Below are 17,199 nucleotides of genomic sequence, written 5' to 3' on the forward strand. Positions count from 1 at the left end.
GTGACGACGGTGGAGATGAGGCCGACATGCCGGTGAACGACGGACGGGACGAGGAGACGGTCCGGCTCGCCCCGGTCGTGGCGCGGACGCAGCACGAGTTCACCACGGCCAGCAAGACCCGGGTGGCCCGGATCCACCGGCTGCTCGCGCAGGCCGGACAGCAGGTCGACCCCGCAGAGGTGGCCGCCCGCACGTTCGGCCCGACCACGACCACGGCCCTGCGGGCGGTGACCGGCGGCGCCGTCGTGACCGACGAGGTCACCGCGCGGCTCAAGGCACGCGCGCTCGCCGCGAAGCTGAGTTCCCGGACCCAGGTCGCCGGGGCGCACCGGGCGCTGCGACGGGCCCTGGAGATCGCCAAGGTGAGCGCGCCGATCGACGGCGGCGAACTGCGCTCGCGCGAGGTCGGGCCGACGACCCGGGCGGCGATCAGCGCCTTCCAACGCCGCTACGGGCTGCCGGCCACCGGCGAGTTCGACCCGGCCACGTGGGAGCGGATGGCCTCGGTGAACGCCTCCCGGCCCCAGCCGGTCCGGGCGTTGACCGTCAAGCCGGACGTGGTACTCGCACCGCTGCACAAGACGTTGCGACTCAACATGCGCGGTCCCGAGGTCGGGCGGGCCCAGCAGGCGCTGGCGAAGCTGGGGCTGACCATCGCCGTCGCCGAACACGGCCAACAGCGTTTCGGCGGCACGACGCGCGCGGCGGTGCTGGAGTACCAGCACCGCAAGCACCTGCGGGCCACCGGGCACCTGGACAAACCCACCCTGCGGGCGCTCAACCAGGAGATCACCGGCGGTGCGGTGACGCATCCGTACCGGCTGCGGGGCACGGTCCGCGACGAGCACTGGCGCGGGCTGGGCGGCGTGACCGTACAGGTGCGGGAGCGTCCGGTCCGCGGCGAAGGGACGCTGGTGGCGGAACGGCGAACCCTGGCCAACGGTTTCTTCGACATCCCGTACCCGGCGGCGGCGCGGCCGGCCCAGCTGGAGGTCACCTTCGTGCGGGCCGGGCAGTCGCTGGGCAGCCGGGTGGTGGCCAACCCGAAGATGATCTCCTGGGTCAACCTGACCCTGGGCGACCAGCCCTACCGGGGCACGAGCGACTTCGAGACGCGGATGCGCGCGGTGGCGGCGGTGCTCGACGGCATCGCGATCACGGACCTGGTGGAGACCGAGCAGGACCAGGAGGTCACCCGGGTCGCGGTGGCGGCGCGGCTGACCCAGGACGAGGTGATGCGGCTGCTGCTGGCGCACCGGGTCGCCGCCGAGCTGGGCGCGCCGTTGACGCCCGCGACCTGCTACGGCTTCCTCGCCCAGAACCTGCCGCCCACGCTGCCCGACGACCTGCTGGCCGCCACCGACGAGTGGAACGCCGTCGACCGGCTCGTCGACGACACCGCCACCGGGCTCGGTTTCCTCGACCCGGAGACGGCGACGGCGGCCTTCGACGCGGCGACCGCAGCGAACCTGTTCCCGATCGGCGTGACCCGGCAGCGCGACACGATCCTCGCCGCGCTCGCCGCCCGCCGCACCGCGTTCACCCTCGACAAGCCGATCCTCACCGGCTCCGGCACGCTACGCGGCCTGCTGGCGGTCTCCGCGGTCGACGAGTCGGCCTTCGGTACGGTCGCCGACGCCTTCGTGCGCCACCAGGGACCGGGCCCGGAGTTCTGGGCGGAGCTGACCGAGCGCGCCGCGCAGGTCGGTGGCGAGGCCGCCGTCGCGGATCTGCGTACCACGGTCGAGGTGGCGCAGGTGGCGGCGAACGACACCGCGCTGGTGCAGCACCTCAAGCAGGTCATCGCCGACCCCGACGACCCGACCCTGACCAGCGCCCGAGGGCTGGCCCGGCTCACCGTCACGCAGTGGCGGTCCGCGGTCGAGGCCGCCGGCGGCGGGGTGGCGACCGAGCTGGCCGAACGCGCCGAACAACTCTTCCCCGACGTCGCTCTCGTCGCGCACGTCGGCCGGGCCACCGGGCACGGTCTCACGCACGTGCCGCAGGTGGCCGAGTTCCTCGACGAGCGGCCCGACTTCGTGCTGCGCGAGGCGAACGTGGACAGTTACGTGGCCCGCAACGCCCCGGGCACCGACCCGGCAGTGGTCGCCGAGCTGCGGGTGGTGCAGCGGGTGCACCGCCTCGCCCCGGACGCCGACACCGGCAGCCGGCTGCTCGGCGCGGGGATCCACAGCTCGGCCCAGCTGCTCGCGCTCGGTGCGGACGGGCTGGCCCGGACCCTGCCCGAGGTCGGCGCCCCGGTTCTCAGTCACCTGCTCGCGACCGCGCAGCTGCAGTACGCGCAGGTACTCGACCGGATCGCCGAGTTCCGCCGGGACCTACACCCCGGTGACCCGTACGTGCTGGGCGAACAGAACCTGACCGCCGAGCAGGTGCAGGAGGTGCTCGGCGAGATCCCGAACCTGGAGCTGCTGTTCGGGCCACTCGACTACTGCGACTGCCCCGGCTGCCTGTCGGTGTACAGCCCCGCGGCGTACCTGGCCGACCTGCTGCGGTTCCTGGGCAACCGGCCGGCGGTCGCGCCCGACACGACCGTGCTGGACGTGCTGCTCGACCGCCGGCCCGACCTGGCGGACGTCAAGCTCAACTGCGCCAACACCGAGACCCCGATGCCCTACGTGGATCTGGTCTGCGAGGTCCTGGAGAGCCGGATCCCGGGCGCGCCGCCCGCGCCGCAGACGTGGCAGACCACCCGGGTCGCGGCCGAGGTCCGTGCCTTCCCGGAGCACCAGCGCGCGGCGGCGTACGACACGCTGCGGCAGGCCGACCACCTCACCGGCGACTTCGACCTGTGGCAGGAGGAGGCCCGGCTGCTCCTGGAACACCTGGGCGTACCCCGGCCGGAGCTGATGGCGGCGTTCGCCGGCACCAACCCGACCGAGGTGAGCGTCGCGGGCGAGTACTTCGGTCTCTCCTCGCACGCGACGACGCTTGTCACCACGGTGGCAGCGGACGCCGCCACGCAGACCGACGTCTGGGGGCTGGACGCGACCCGTACCCAGCTCACCGTGGCCGAGTTCCTCCAGCACAGCCGGCTCTCCTACGACGAGCTGCTGGAGCTGCTGCGGGTTCCGTGGTCCGGACCGGTCACGCTGGACCGTCCGGACGGGACGTGTGACCTCGACCGGCAACGGCTCACCGGGCTGACCCCGGCCGTCTTCGACCGGCTGCACCGGTTCCTGCGGCTGTGGCGGCACACCCCCTGGCGGCTGCACGAACTGGGGCAGCTGCTCGCCGCGCCGGGCGTGTGCGACGGCGAACTGGACGGCGAAGCATTGGTGGCGCTGCACCGGTTCGCCCAGGTGTGTCGCCGACTGGCACTGCCGGTCAGCTCGGCGCTGAGCCTGTACGACACGATCGGCACCACCGCCGAACCGGGCCAGGTGTCGCCGTACGACGCGCTGTTCCAGAACAAGCTGCTGACCAACCCGGTGGATCCGGCGTTCACCCGCCCGCTGCCCGGCACCGAGCCGCTCGCCGCGCACCGGGCGACGTTGGCCGCGGCGTACCAGGTCACCGAGGCGGAGCTGGTGCTGCTGCTGGCCCGCACCGGCCCGCTGCTGACGCTGGACACCCTCACCGTCGCCCTGCGCCACGTCACGCTGGCCCGAGGGCTGCGGATCCCGATCGCGGACCTGCTGCTGCTGGTGGACCTGTGCCACGGCACGCTGCCGGACCCGTTCGCTCACCCGCAGGCCACCCTGGACCTCATCGGCCGGTACGAGGAGATCGCCCGGTCCGGGTTCGCCGTGTCGGAGCTGGACCACCTGCTGCACCACCGCCCGGACTCCCCGTTCGAGCCGCGAGAGGACACCGTCACGCAGCAGGTCGAGGCGTTGCGGGAGAGCCTGCGCAGCACGCCGGCCGCGGACCTGCACGGCCAGACCGTGGCGCACGTGGCGGTCACCTTCGGCCTGGCCGACCAGCAGAGCGCGGTCCTGCTCGACGCGCTCGGGCTGCTCACCGACCTGTCCGACCCGGAGCTGACCGAGCAGGACTCCGACGGCGTCTTCGTCAACCCGGTCACCCCGGTCGCCTTCCCGGCCATCTACCGGGCCTGGCGCCTGCTGCACAAGACCGCGATCCTGGTGCGCCGGCTGCGCGTCGAACCGGCCGTGCTCGGCTGGCTGTTGGACCGCGCGGGCACCGCCGGCTGGCTGCACCCGGGCGACCTGCCGGTCACCGCCCCACCCGCCGGGCCGCTGTTCGACAGGTGGCGTCAGCTGGTGCGCTGGCTGCACCTGCGGGCCCGGTATCCGGAACCGGAGGAGGTCACCCTCGCCGGCATCTTCGACGCGGCGCTGGCGGCGGCCCCGATCGGCGAACTCCGCACCGCCCTGGGTACCCTCGCCCACGCCGACCCCGGTGATCTGAGTGCCCTGGACGGTGGGGATCCGGCCGCGTACGCGGACGTGGTGCGGCTGGAGCGGATCCTGCACGTGCTGGGGCTGGCCCGCCGGCTCGGCGTCGACGTGGTGACCGCGCGCAGCTGGGCCCGGCGGGACGGCTCGGCGACGGCACAGCGGGCCGTCACCCGCGAGATCGGGCAGATCGTGAAGGCCAAGTACGACCACGACGTGTGGCTGGCCCGGATCACCCCGATCCAGGACGCGCTGCGCGAACGCAAGCGTGCCGCCCTGGTGGCGTACCTGCTGGAGGAGTCCGCCCGCGACACGCCTCCGACAATCACCGTCGACGGTCGCGAGTACGCCAACCCCGGGTACTGGCGGGACACCAACGACATGCTGCGCTGGTTCCTGCTCGACGTGGAGATGTCGGCCTGCCAGCTCACCTCGCGGATCAAGCAGGCCATCGGCTCGGTGCAGATGTTCGTGCAGCGCTGCCAGCTCAACCTGGAACGCCCGCTGGTGGTGATCTCCGCCGACGAGGCCGCCGACACCACGTCGCTGGACAGCTGGCGGCAGTGGACGTGGATGAAGAACTACCGGGTCTGGGAGGCCAACCGCAAGGTCTTCCTGTACCCGGAAAACTGGATCGAACCCGAGCTGCGCGACGACAAGACCCCGTTCTTCACCGACCTGGAGGACGACATCCTCCAGGGCGAGATCACCGACGCCAGCTGCGAGACGGCGTTCCACCGTTATCTGCGCAAGGTGCACGAGGTGTCCCGGCTCACCGTGGTCGGCACGTACCACGAGATCGACGCCGGCACCAACGTGCTGCACGTGGTGGCGCGCACCCCGGCCGACCCGGCCCGGTACTTCTACCGCACCTTCGACCTGAGCTACGGGCGCTGGACGGCGTGGGAGAAGATCGAGCTGGACATCGTCGGCGACCACGTGGTGCCGGTCGTCTACAACCGGCGGCTGCACCTGTTCTGGCTGGTCTTCGCCGAGAAGACCCAGCAGGTCCGCAAGCAGCCGCCCGCGCGGGCCACCGAGACGCCGACCGACACCCCGGAACCGCCGAAGCTGCTGGAGATCCAGCTGGCCTGGAGCGTACGGACCCCCGACGGCTTCGCCGCCCGGCGGACCTCGCCGTTCCTGCTGGTGCACCCCTGGCAGCGGCCCACCTCGGCCTACCATCTCAAGCCGCGCTACAAGTCCCGGGAGAACCATCTCTGGCTGGACGTGTACCTCTCCACCACGCAGGAGTTCAACAACACCCGGTTCTACGACCCGTACGCCGACCAGTACGCGTACGTGACGAAGAACCGTTTCGACGAGCGGCTGCGGCCGTGGCACTCGTCGTCGTTCGTCTTCGACGGCGAGGTGGTCGCGCTGAAGCTCAAGCCGCTGCGCGGGCAGTACCGGGTGCTGCTGCCGGGCGGCACCATGTCGTCGAACCCGGTCACCACGAACTCCTACGTGTACGTGCACGACTCGCTGGACAGCCGCGCCCTGGCACCGCTGAGCGGTCCGTACGAGATCGCGCCCCGGCTGGTGCTGCCCGAGGGCATGCACTTCGAGTTCACCCGGCTGACCAACAACCGCCGGCACGCGGCCAACGGCAGCGCGGTGCGGGTGATCTCCGGCGGCACCAGCGTCACCCTGGCTCGGGGTGGGAAGGCACCGTTCGAGGTGGCCCAGTCCCCACACCAGATCCAGTACGACGTGCAGGCGAGTCTGTCCCCGCTGCTCTACCAGGACCGCAGTCGGTCGTTCTTCATCCTGCCCCGGTGGCGACCGATGCTGATCTCCTGGTGGGGCGCCAACGCCGGGATCCAGTGGTTCACGGTCCTCGGTTTCACCTGGTACCCCTTCCACCACCCGTACACTGCGCTGTTCCTGCGCGAACTGGGCCGCTCGGGGTTGGACGGCCTGCTGAACCGACGGATCCAGCGTTTCCCGCAGCACTACCCGCCGGGCAACGCGTTCACCTTCGCCGGCTACCAGCCGGCGGCCTGGAACGCGGCGGACAGCACCGCCGCCACGGACGTCGTCGACTTCACCGCGTACGGCGCGTACGCCCAGTACAACTGGGAGATCTTCTGCCACGCGCCGCTGCTGATCGCCGGCAAGCTGGTGGCGAACCAGCGGTTCGAGGAGGCGATGCGGTGGTACCACCGGATCTTCGACCCGACGAACACCGAGGCGCTCTCCGCGCCGCAGCGTTACTGGATCACCAAGCCGTTCTTCGACCAGAACAGCGAGGACTACCGCCGACAGCGCATCGAGACGCTGCTGAACAACCTCGCGGGCAACCTCGACCAGGTACGGGAGTGGAAGAACAACCCGTTCAACCCACATCTGATCGCCCGGCGACGGCCGGTGGCGTTCCAACGCGCCGTCGTGATGAAGTACCTCGACCTGCTCATCGCCTGGGGCGACCAACTGTTCCGCCGGGACACCCTGGAGTCCATCAACGAGGCGACCTTGCTCTACGTGCTCGCCGCCGAGCTGCTCGGTCCCCGCCCGGTGAAGGTTCCACCGGTCGAGCACGCCGAGCTCTCCTACCGTGAGCTGGTCGGCGAGGGCCCGCTCGACCCGTTGGGCAACACCACGGTCGACGTGGTCGTCGAGAACTTCGTACCGGCCCCGGGCCCGGGCCCGGTCGACGACCTCGCCGCGCCGGGCGTACCGGCGGCGCCGCTGCCCCACCTGGAGGTGCGGTACTTCGGCATTCCCGCGAACACCCGCCTGTTGTCGTACTGGGACACGGTCGCCGACCGGCTGTACAAGGTGCGCAACTGCATGAACATCGAGGGCGTCGTCCGGCAGCTGCCGCTGTTCGAGCCGCCGATCGACCCGGCGCTGCTGGTCAAGGCCGCCGCTGCCGGCATCGACCTGTCCAGCGTGCTCGGTGTCGGTGCGCTGCCCGCCGGCCAGTACCGTTTCCGCACGCTCGCGGAGCGGGCCGCGACGCTCTGCGCCGAGGTCCGCGCCCTGGGCGAGCGGTTGCTGTCCGCCCTGGAACGCCGCGACGCCGAAGGGCTGGCTCTGCTGCACGCCGGCAACGAGGTCTCGCTGCGGCAGGCTGTCCGGGCCGTCCGCGAGGAGCAGGTCGACGAGGCGCTCAAGACCCAGGCCGCGTTGGAGAAGGGGCTGCCCGTCCTGGACAAGCGCATCCAGTACCACGGCGACATCCCGCGGATGAACGCGTGGGAGATAGCCGGGACGGTCAGCCACGGCCTCGGCATCGTCTCGGAGATCGTCGCGACGGTGCTCAACGCGGTCGCCGGTGGCACCGCCTTCATCCCCTACATCACCGCCGGTGCGGCGGGCTTCGGCGGCTCACCCCTGTTCACCGTCTCGTACGGGGAGCAGCCGTCGAAGTCGTCGTTCAACTTCGCTGCCATGTTCGCCGGCCTGTCCGGGATCCTGCACCACGCCGGCGAGATGATGACCACGCAGGGCGGCTACACCCGGCAGGACGAGGCCAACCAGTTCAACAAGCGGCTGGCGGAGCTGGAACGCCAACAACTTGAGGTACAGATCGAGGTGGCCGGCATCCGGCACGGCATCGCCGAGTTGGAGCTGGCCAACCACGAGTTGTCGATCGCGCACGCCGACGCGGCGCACGCGTACCTGACGGAGAAGTACACCAGCGCCCAGCTCTACGACTGGCTGGTCGGGCGGCTGTCCACCACGTACTTCCAGGCGTACCAGCTCGCCTTCGACCTGGCCCGCCGGGCGGAGCAGGCGTTCCGGCTGGAGCTGGCCGAGCCGGGCGCGAGCTTCGTCCAGTTCGGCTACTGGGACAGCCTGAAGAAGGGACTGCTCGCGGCGGACCGGCTCGGCAACGACCTGCGCCGCATGGAGGTGGCCTACCTGGACCGGCACGCCCGCGAGTTCGAGATCACCAAGCACGTGTCGCTCGCCGAGGTGGCCCCACTGTCACTGCTCGCGCTCAAACTCACCGGCAGCGCGACGGTGGCGTTGCCCGAGTGGTTGTTCGACCTGGACTACCCGGGCCACTACCGTCGGCGGATCCGGTCGGTGGCGCTGAGCGTCCCGTGCGTCGTCGGGCCGTACACCAGCGTGAACTGCACGTTGTCGCTGACCAACAACGGCATCCGGCTCACCGACAGCGTCGCCGGCGGGTACGGCGACCCGCTGGCCGGGCCGGACGAGCGCTTCGTCCGTAACCCGGTGCCGGTGGCGGCGATCGCGACGTCACACGGCGCCAACGACCGTGGCATGTTCGAGCTCGGTTTCGCCGACGAGCGGTACCTGCCGTTCGAACTCGCCGGGGCGGTCAGCGAGTGGCGCATCGACCTGCCGAGGCAGAACAACCGCTTCGACTTCGACACCATCGGCGACGTGGTGCTGCACCTGGACTACACGGCGGTCGCCGGCAGCACCGCGCTGGCCGACGCGGCCCGGGCGAACGTGGACGCGACGTTGCCGACCGCCGGCACCCAGATGTTCGTGCTCGACGAACAGTTCGCCACCGCGTGGCACCGGATGCTGCACCCGGAGGAGGACGGCGAGCAGACGCTCACCGTCACGCTCACTCCCGACCACCTGCCGTTCTGGGCGAAGGCCCGGATCGCCGACGGCGGCACGGCCACGGTCACCGCAGTCGACGTGATCCTCGACGCGGCCGAGGCGTTCGACGGGCAGGTGGCGGTGCCCGGCGGCTCGTTCAGCGACGTGCCCGGCCCCCTCGACGGCGCCTTCGGCGGCGTTCCGCACCTCGCCCTGGTTCCCGCGCCGGGCACCGCCGCGCTCGGCGAGTGGCGGTTGCGGCTGCGCCGGGCGGGTAGCACCGGCTGGACCGAACTGGTCGTCACCGACGTCCACCGGGCCTATCTGGTCCTCCGCTTCACGGTGTCCTGACGGCTAGCCGACACCACGGTTGCCGGCCGCGCCCCGGGGTGCGACATTGGTTCCGCTGGGTGGTACTTAATGGTGTGGTATTGGTTGCTGAATTGTCTTTGGAAGAGAAATTTGGCGGCGTCAAAAAAGGCTATCTCAGCTGTTTTACGAGGGGGCGGTCGCGCATTGGCTCGGGCGCCCTTTCTTCTTGCTCAGGCGTCGCCGGAGACCGACGCGGGCGTCGGCGTCGACGCGGCCGGTCGCGGGCTCGTCCGGACCGGCAGCCGGACGGCGAACCGGGCACCCCGACCGGGATGGCTACGGGCGTCGATGGTGCCCCCGTGTCCGGTAACCACCTCCCGCAGCAGCGCCAACCCGAGCCCGGTGTGCCGTTTGTCCGGACCGGCACCGCTGTGGAAGCGGTCGAAGATGCGGTCGGCCGGATCGAAGCCGTTGCCGGTGTCGGCGACGATCAGCTCCGCCACGCCGTGGCCGGGCAGCCGTACGGTCACGTCGATCCGCCCGCCGGCCGGCGTGTGGGTCAGGGCGTTGGTCAGCAGCTCACTTATCACCCGGCGCAGCGCCGACTCCACACCGGAGACCGGGACCGGCACGTCCGGGCGGCTGAGGGTGAGCAGCACACCCTGCTCGCCGGCCCGGTCGTTCTCGGCGAGCACCGCGGCCTCGGCGACGGCCGCCAGGTCCACCGGGTCGGCGGCCGCCCCCTCGCCCGGCGCCACGGCCAGCCGGGCGGAGAGCAGCAGGTCGTTGACGACCTCGCCGAGCCGCCTGGTGGTGCCGGTCAGTCGGTTCAGCTCCGACTGGTACTCCGCGGGCACACCGGCCGCGCCGGCCCGCCGGGCCAGCAACTGCGCCCGGGTGTGCACCTGCGCGATGGGGGTACGCAGTTCGTGGCTGACGTCGGCGATGAACCGGCGCTGCCGGGCGAGGGAGTCGGCCAGCGGCGCGACGGCGAGCCGGCCCACCACCGACCCACTGGCGACGGCGACGACCAGCCCGAGCAGTTCCGCGACGGCGAGGGCGGCGAGCAGGTGCCGCCGGTCGGCGAGCTGGTACCGGGCGTCGAAGATCGCCTGCACCACGTCCTCGCCACGGGTCTCGGTCAGCACGAAGTAGACCGTGCCGTCGCGCTCGATCGTCGTCTCGGACGCGACTCCGGTGCGGGCCGTGGTGGTCATCGCCGCCGCCAGCGGGAACCCGGGCGGAGCCGGCACCGCGCCGCCGGCGATCCCGCCGTCGTGGAGCAGGAAGAGCCAGGTGCAACCGGGTGGACCGGACGGGTCGCCCCGGCTGGCCGTGTAGGCGAGTTCCCGTTTGATCTGGCGCTCCTGGCCACGGATCAGCATGCCGTAGGAGAGCACGCCGACCGCGGTGACCAGAACGGTCACCGCGAGCCCCACCAGCAGGCCGACCCGGCGACGGGCCCGGGCCACCACGATGCGCTCGGCCGCCAGCCAGGAGAGACCGGACGACCCCCGCCGCACCCTCCGGCGCGGCGTCACAACTCACCGAGCCGGTAGCCGAGGCCGTGCACGGTGCGGACCGCCGTCCGGCCGAGTTTGCGGCGCAGGTAGTACACGTAGGTGTCGACTATGGAGGTGGCCTCCGCCGCGTCGAAGACCCGGCGGCGCAGCTCGGCGCGGGTGTGCACCGCCCGCGGGCGCAGGGCGAGGACGCGGAGCAGTTCGAACTCCCGGGCGGAGAGCGCCACCCGGGTGCCGTCGCCGAGCACCACGTCGCGCAGGCCGAGGTCGAGTCGGCCGGCACCGATCGGCAGCGCCTCGGCACCGTCGGACGCGCGTCTGCACAGCGCCCGGATCCTGGCGCTCAGTTCGTCCAGGTCGAACGGCTTGATCAGGTAGTCGTCGGCGCCCGCGTTCAGGCCGGCGACCCGGTCGTCGACGGTGCCGAGCGCGGTGAGCAGCAGCGCGCGGGCACCGATCGCGCGGGAGCGCAGCCGGGTCAGCAGGTTGAGCCCGTCGAGCGCCGGCAGCAGCCGATCGATCACCATCACGTCGTAGGGTCGGGTGAGCCCGAGGTGCAGGCCCCGTTGTCCGTCCCGAGCCACGTCGACCTGGTATCCCTCGTCGGCCAGCACCTCGGTGAGCATGTCCGCGAGTTCCGCGTCGTCCTCGACCAGAAGCAGCCGGTGTACGCCTGGTGATACCTCGCTTACCTCTAGCACATGTCGAGAATCCCACACCCGTCCATGCTATCGATTGTGACCAATGTCTCTATGTTCTCGCGCCGACCGATCCTTCCGGTCGGCCCGCCGCGGTCATCGACGAACCTCCGCGAAGTAGCTCGCACACAGGCGCTGGCGCCGGGCATCGAGCACCATCCAGGTGCCGAGCACGAGTTGGACGAGGCTGCGCCCCACGTCGGACCAGCGGTCACCCCAGCGCATCAGCGACAGCCGGCCCCGTGCGGGCGGTCGGGCACCGGGCGGCACGAGGAAACAGGGTCCACGGTTCGGCAGCGACCGGGTGTGCCGTACGGTGGAGACCAGCGCGTACCGGCGCAGCACCTCCCGGGTCACCGCGCGCATCATCACCGGCGCCACGCCGCGGGCCGGGCAGGCCCGGTTGGCGGTGACGCCGAACGGGACGAAGTGCGCGGCACCGCGCTCCAGGGTCAGCCAACGGGCCGGCTCGAACGAGTCGTCGGCCGCCGGTCCGCTGCGCTGGTAGGCGAGGTAGTTGAACAGCAGCACCGAACCGGCGGGGATGGTCAGCTCCGGGTCGACCTCGATCGGGCCGGACGTGATCCGGTGCGCCACCCCGAACAGTGGATGCACCCGCAGCGTCTCGTCGATCACCCGGTCCAGGGCGGCGTCACCGTCGGGACCGTCGAGGGTGGCGACCAGGTCCCGCTGCACCGCCGGATGCTGCGCCACGGCGAGCAGGAGGTGCGCCATCGCCTCCGACATCTGCACGACGGCGGTGTTGAAGAAGGCGCCCTGCAGATACCACGTGGTCTCCTCGGCGGTGAAGGGCTCCGGCAGCGTCACCGGCGCCGTGCCGGCCTCGACCCGGGCGCGCAGATAGCGGGTGAGCCGGTCGCGGCGGTCGAGGTGTCGCAGCCCGCAGCACTTGAGCGCGGTGACCACGTCGTCGGCGTTGGCCACGATCAGCGCCCGTACGTCCGGCGGGCACGCCGCACCGAAGACGAGTTCGTAGTAGACCTCCGCCCAGATCGGCATCATCAGATCCCGCAGCCGGACGTGGCGGGTCCGGCCGGCCGGCAGCTCGTCGAGGATCCGTCGGGTCGCCGCACCGGCCAGCTCGGTCGAGCGCTGCTGCGACACCGCGACCACCCGTCTGGTCGTCCGGGCGACCGTGCGGTAACGCTCGCCCGGCTCCAGGTGTTCCTGGTGCATCTGCGGGCCGGGCGCCAGCCAGTACCAGAACAGGTCGGACAGGCCGGCCCCCCGGCTACGCCCGCTGGCCGCCGGGTGGGCGTAGATCCGCGCGAAGTGCTCGGGCCCGATCCGGGGACCGGGCACCGGGATCCCCTCGGCACCGTTCACCCGCCTGAAGATCCACTCTCGGAGTCGGACCACCGCCGGCGGCAACCGGCGCGGCAGCAGCCACCCCACCGCCAGCAGACCGGCCAGCCCGCACAGCACCACCAGCGGCCGGGTCATACCGGCATCCGGTCGAGGATCATGTCGCGGGCGAGGTCGGCGGGGCGGACCGCGCCGGCAAGCGTCATGGCCCGGGCCAGCTCGGCACGGAGCAGGTCGAGCAGCTGCCGCACTCCCGGCTCGCCCCGGGCCGCCAGCGCCCAGACCACCGGTCGGCCGATCCCGACCGCGACCGCCCCGAGCGCCAGCGCGGTGAGGATGTCGGTCCCCCGGCGGATCCCGCCGTCGAGCAGGACCGGGACGCGGCCCCCGACCGCCGCCACGACGGCTGGCAGGGCGTCGATGCTCGCCGGTACCCCGTCGAGCTGCCGCCCGCCGTGGTTGGAGACCAGCACGGCGTCCACGCCGTGCGCGACCGCGAGGCGGGCGTCGGCGGGGTGCAGGATCCCCTTCAGCACGATCGGCAACCGGGTCGTCTCGCGCAGCCACTCGATCCGGGCCCAGTCGAGGGTGGCGTCCATGACGATGTTCCGGACCCGGCCGCTCTCCGGATCCCGCATGTTCTCGCAGCAGCAGCCGGGCGGCAGGTCGAGGAAGCCGTTGCGCAGGTCGCGGTCGCGGCGACCGAAGACCGGCGAGTCGACCGTGACCACCAGGGCGCGGCAGCCGGCCGCCTCCGCCCGCCGGATCACCGAGGCGGTGAAGCCGAGATCCGGCTGCGGGTAGAGCTGGAACCACAGCCGCGCCGATCGGCCCGCCGCCTCGGCGACCGCCTCGATCGGCGTGGTGGCGGCCATGCTCACCACCATCACGGTGCCGGCCGCACCGACCGCCCGGGCCGTCGCCACCTCCCCCTCCGGGTGTGCCAGCCGGTGAAAGGCGGTCGGCGAGACCAACACCGGCATCGGCAGGGTCTCACCGAACAACTCGGTCCGCAGGTCGCGCTCGCCGCCGCCACGCAGCACCCGAGGCAGGATCCGGTACCCGTCGAAGGCCGTCTCGTTGGCCCGTAGCGTCCGCTCGTCCCCGGCACCTCCGGCGAAGAAGTCCCGGTGCACCGGATCGAGCCGCAGCCGCGCCTCCGCCGCCAGGTCCTCGACGCGGTGCAGCGGACCGGGATCGGCCGTGGCGGCACGTTCCGTCGTCGCCGGTGCGGGCAGAGACGACACGGGTCAGCCCACGGTGCTGGTCAGGCAGCGGTTCAGGAAGGCGACCAGCGGCGCCCGGTGCACCTGCGGCTTGTTCCACTGGTTCTCCAGGTTCTCCGCCAGATGGTGCTCCGCCACCACCTGGCCGCCACGCTGGTGGCGCACCACCGGATGCAGATACGCCGCGTCGTGGGCCTGGCCGGCGACGTCCTGGGCGATCCGGCGCACCGAGATGTCGAAGGGGTCGACCTGATCGTGGTCGGGACCGTACTCGAGGGTGACGACGAACGCGTGCTCGACCGGATGGTCTGCGGTGGCCAGCCCGGCCTGCCCGAGGTGGTCGACCGGCACCTCCTCGTGGTAGCGGGCGTCGGCCCCGGCCACGGTGACCACGTCGGCGAGCACCGCGAACTGCTGCCAGAGACCGGAGGACCTGTTGACCCGTTCGATGATCGCGTCGGCCGCCGCCTCGGCGGTCGCGTCGAGCTTCTCCGCCGGCCACGGATTGTCGTGGTAGCGGTTTTCGAGGATGCGGTGCAGTGCCCGGACGCCGTACCGGAAACCGTGGACGAAGCCGTTCGTCGACCTCTTGAAGTCGCGCTCCTGGGTCAGCGTGCCGGCGAAGAACAGATCCGGGACGTTCACCGACTCGAACGCCGGGGTCTGGGCCGGGAACCGATCCCTTATCACCAACGCCGGGCGGCAGTCGTCGGCGAAGATCGACGCATCGAAGCGGAAACCGGTGCAGGCCAGCACCCGGTCGTACCGCAACTCCTTGACGACCTCGTCGGCCCGGGAGAAGCCGAAGGTGACCCGGTAGCCCTCGTCGTCGCGCTCGATGCCGCGCACGTGCCCGTCCAGGATCGCGTTTGCCGACTTCAGCTGGTACGTGTCCAGGAAGTTGTTGTTCACCGCCCGCAGGTGCCCGACGTAGTGGGTCCGCCACGCCATCCGGACCGGGCTCGGCCCCGCCACATGGACCAGCGTGGTCGTCTCCATCAGCGCGTCGGCGGTCTCGAAGGCGGAGTTGCCCTTACCGATGATCAGCACCCGCTGGTCGAGGAAGTCGCGCGGGTCGACCGGCATCTCGTCGTACCGCTCCGCCAGCTCGATGCCGGGGATCGGCGCGACGTAGGGCTGCGAGACACCGGTCGCCACGACGACCCGACGTGCCCGGTACGTCGTACCCTCCTCGTCGGTGACCAGGAAGCCGGCGTCGTCGGGCCGGGCGACCCGGACCACCCGGCTGCGGTAGCGGACCCGGACCCCGGTGGCGGCCGCGAAGTCCGCCAGGTAGCGGACCATCACCTCGGCGTCGGGGAAGTAGCGCTCGGTGTAGCGGGTGAAGCGCAGCGCCGGGTCGTCGCTGAGCAGCGAGTTCCAGTCCAGCCGCAGGTTCAGCTCCGGATCGTCGGATCCGGTGTGCGGCTTGTTGATCGAGATGAGTTGGCGGTGCCGGGGAAACCGGGTGAAGAAGGCGCCGGGGACGTCGGCGGACTCCAGTACCAGGTAGTCCCGGCGGCCGTCCCGTTCGAGCAGCGCCCCGAGCTGAAGCCCGGCCGGTCCCGCCCCGATGATCAGATAGTCGAGCATCTCTCCGGTCACCAGGCGACGGTACGAAGACGAACTCAGAGAAAAATCAGCCGTCGAATCCGGTGGTCGCCGCCGACGCCGCCCAGTGCGGTGCCCCGGTCAGCAGGTCGAGCAGGTCGGCGGCGCGACGGACGTCGTCGTCGAGCGGCCGGTCCGGATCGATCGCCGGCACGGTCTCCGCGAGCCGCTCCAGCACCGCGAGGCAGGCCGGTGCCGTCGGGGTACGCGCACCGACGTGGACCGCCTGACGCAGCCCCACCGCGAGCGTCCCGCAGATCAGCCGCAGCAACCGCGCCTGGTCCACGGCGCGCAGCGCGGCCTGGGTACCGAACGGGACGACGTCCTGGTTGTGCAGATTCGTGGGCAGACTCTGCATCCCCGCCGGGGTGGCCTGCCGGCGGATCTCCGCGACCATCGCGGTCGCGGCGAGCTGGGCACCCTGCAACCCGTGCTGCCGTCCCGGTCCGGCCGCGAGCATCGGCGGCAGCCCGCCGTTGCGGGCCGGGTCGACCAGGAGGTCGAGCTGACGCTCGACGAGGTTGCCGAGCTGGGCGGCCACCGTCGCCAGCAGGTCGGCGGCGAAGGCCGCCGGCTGACCGAAGAAGTTGCCGCCGTGCAGCACCAGGTCGTCGTCGGGAAAGAACAGCGGGTTGTCGCTGACGCTGCGCAGGTCCGACTCCACCACGCCGTCGACGTAGCGCAGCGCGTCCTCGGCCGCGCCGAGCAGCTGCGGGGTGCAACGGATGCTGTACGCCTCCTGGAGCGGGCGCCCGCCAGACGGCACCGCACCGACGAGGCACTCCCGCATCCGGGCACCGACGTCGACCGCACCGGGGTGCCCGTACGCGGCCAGCAACCGGGGATGCAGGAACTGGCCGGGGTCACAGCCGAGCACGTCGACGAGCAGGCAGCTCAGCAGCTGGGCGGCCCGGTGCGCGCGGCGGATGTCGTCCAGCGCGAGCGCGGTGGCGGCGGTGGTCAGCGAGGTGCCGTTCACCAGCGCCAGCGCGTCGCGTCCGTCGAGCAGCAACGGTGTCAGCCCGGCCCCGGCCAGCGCCTCGGCGGCCGGCATCCGGTCACCGGCCAGGCAAGCCCAGCCCCGACCGCGCAGCGACTGGGTGGCGTAGGCGAGCGGAATGAGGTCACCACTGGCCCCGACCGACCCGAGGCGGGGCATCGCCGGGACGAACGTCGTACCGAACATCGCGGCCAGCCCTTCGACCACCCGCGGCGAGACGCCGGAGGTCCCCTGGCCCAGCGACCAGACCCGGACCAGCATCGCCGCCCGGACCACCTCCGGGTCGATGTCCGGGCCCTGACCGGCACCGAGGTGGGCGAGGGTGTTGTCGCACTGGTCGGCGTCGTCGTCGCGGCCGGCGAACCCGACGAGCGCGCCGAACCCGGTGGTGGCACCGTAGACCTGACGGTCGTCGCCGAGCACCGCCCGCAGGTGGTCGCGGGAGCGCCGCACCCGGTCGCGTACCTCGGCGGTGATCTCGACGGTGACCTCGGTCGCGGCCCGGCGCAGGTCCGCCACCCGCAGCGGGCGGGCCAGATCGATCGGGTCGGCCGCGACGGACACGGTGTGGGTCGTCATCGGGCCGACCGT

General features: G+C 71.8%; 7 protein-coding genes. 1 reads left to right on the top strand and 6 read right to left on the bottom strand.

Translation table 11 applies throughout. The annotated features are described in order from the left end of the window. Positions 1 to 26 precede the first annotated feature (26 nt). A complete protein-coding gene (locus KBX00_RS05205; protein WP_210823807.1) occupies positions 27 to 9,263 on the top strand; it encodes a neuraminidase-like domain-containing protein in 9,237 nt (3,078 codons plus the stop codon). Positions 9,264 to 9,454: 191 nt separating this feature from the next. Here KBX00_RS05205 and KBX00_RS05210 read toward each other — a convergent pair whose 3' ends face one another. From KBX00_RS05210 to KBX00_RS05235, 6 genes are all read right to left on the bottom strand, one after another. After that, positions 9,455 to 10,747: a HAMP domain-containing sensor histidine kinase gene (locus KBX00_RS05210; protein WP_210823809.1), complete on the bottom strand. Its 1,293-nt coding sequence runs from the start codon at positions 10,745 to 10,747 to the stop codon at positions 9,455 to 9,457. A 14-nt stretch (positions 10,748 to 10,761) separates the two neighbouring features. Next, positions 10,762 to 11,466, bottom strand: a complete 705-nt coding sequence (locus KBX00_RS05215; protein WP_307868103.1) for a response regulator transcription factor — start codon at positions 11,464 to 11,466, stop codon at positions 10,762 to 10,764. Between the two features lie 75 nt (positions 11,467 to 11,541). After that, positions 11,542 to 12,909 carry a cytochrome P450 gene (locus KBX00_RS05220; protein WP_210823812.1) on the bottom strand — a complete coding sequence of 456 codons (1,368 nt, stop codon included), beginning with the start codon at positions 12,907 to 12,909 and terminating at the stop codon, positions 11,542 to 11,544. Then, on the bottom strand, positions 12,906 to 14,018 hold the full coding sequence (locus KBX00_RS05225; RefSeq protein WP_307868104.1) for an alpha-hydroxy acid oxidase: 1,113 nt from the start codon (positions 14,016 to 14,018) through the stop codon (positions 12,906 to 12,908). The genes KBX00_RS05220 and KBX00_RS05225 overlap by 4 nt, the downstream gene beginning before the upstream one ends. A 3-nt stretch (positions 14,019 to 14,021) precedes the next feature. Continuing rightward, complete coding sequence (locus KBX00_RS05230) at positions 14,022 to 15,602, bottom strand: FAD-dependent oxidoreductase (RefSeq protein ID WP_307868106.1); 1,581 nt, start codon at positions 15,600 to 15,602, stop codon at positions 14,022 to 14,024. 34 nt (positions 15,603 to 15,636) lie between these two features. Further along, positions 15,637 to 17,187 carry an aromatic amino acid ammonia-lyase gene (locus tag KBX00_RS05235; RefSeq protein ID WP_301547390.1) on the bottom strand — a complete coding sequence of 517 codons (1,551 nt, stop codon included), beginning with the start codon at positions 17,185 to 17,187 and terminating at the stop codon, positions 15,637 to 15,639. Positions 17,188 to 17,199 lie beyond the last annotated feature (12 nt).

The sequence above is a fragment of the Micromonospora sp. C95 genome, from assembly GCF_018070465.1.
In the GTDB taxonomy this organism is placed as follows: Bacteria; Actinomycetota; Actinomycetes; order Mycobacteriales; family Micromonosporaceae; genus Micromonospora.

What these genes read in the sequence shown, in the direction of transcription:
- KBX00_RS05205 (WP_210823807.1), top strand. Translation starts at nt 27, where the DNA reads ATGCCGGTGAACGACGGACGGGACGAGGAGACGGTCCGGCTCGCCCCG.
- KBX00_RS05220 (WP_210823812.1), bottom strand. Translation starts at nt 12,909, where the DNA reads ATGACCCGGCCGCTGGTGGTGCTGTGCGGGCTGGCCGGTCTGCTGGCG.
- KBX00_RS05235 (WP_301547390.1), bottom strand. Translation starts at nt 17,187, where the DNA reads ATGACGACCCACACCGTGTCCGTCGCGGCCGACCCGATCGATCTGGCC.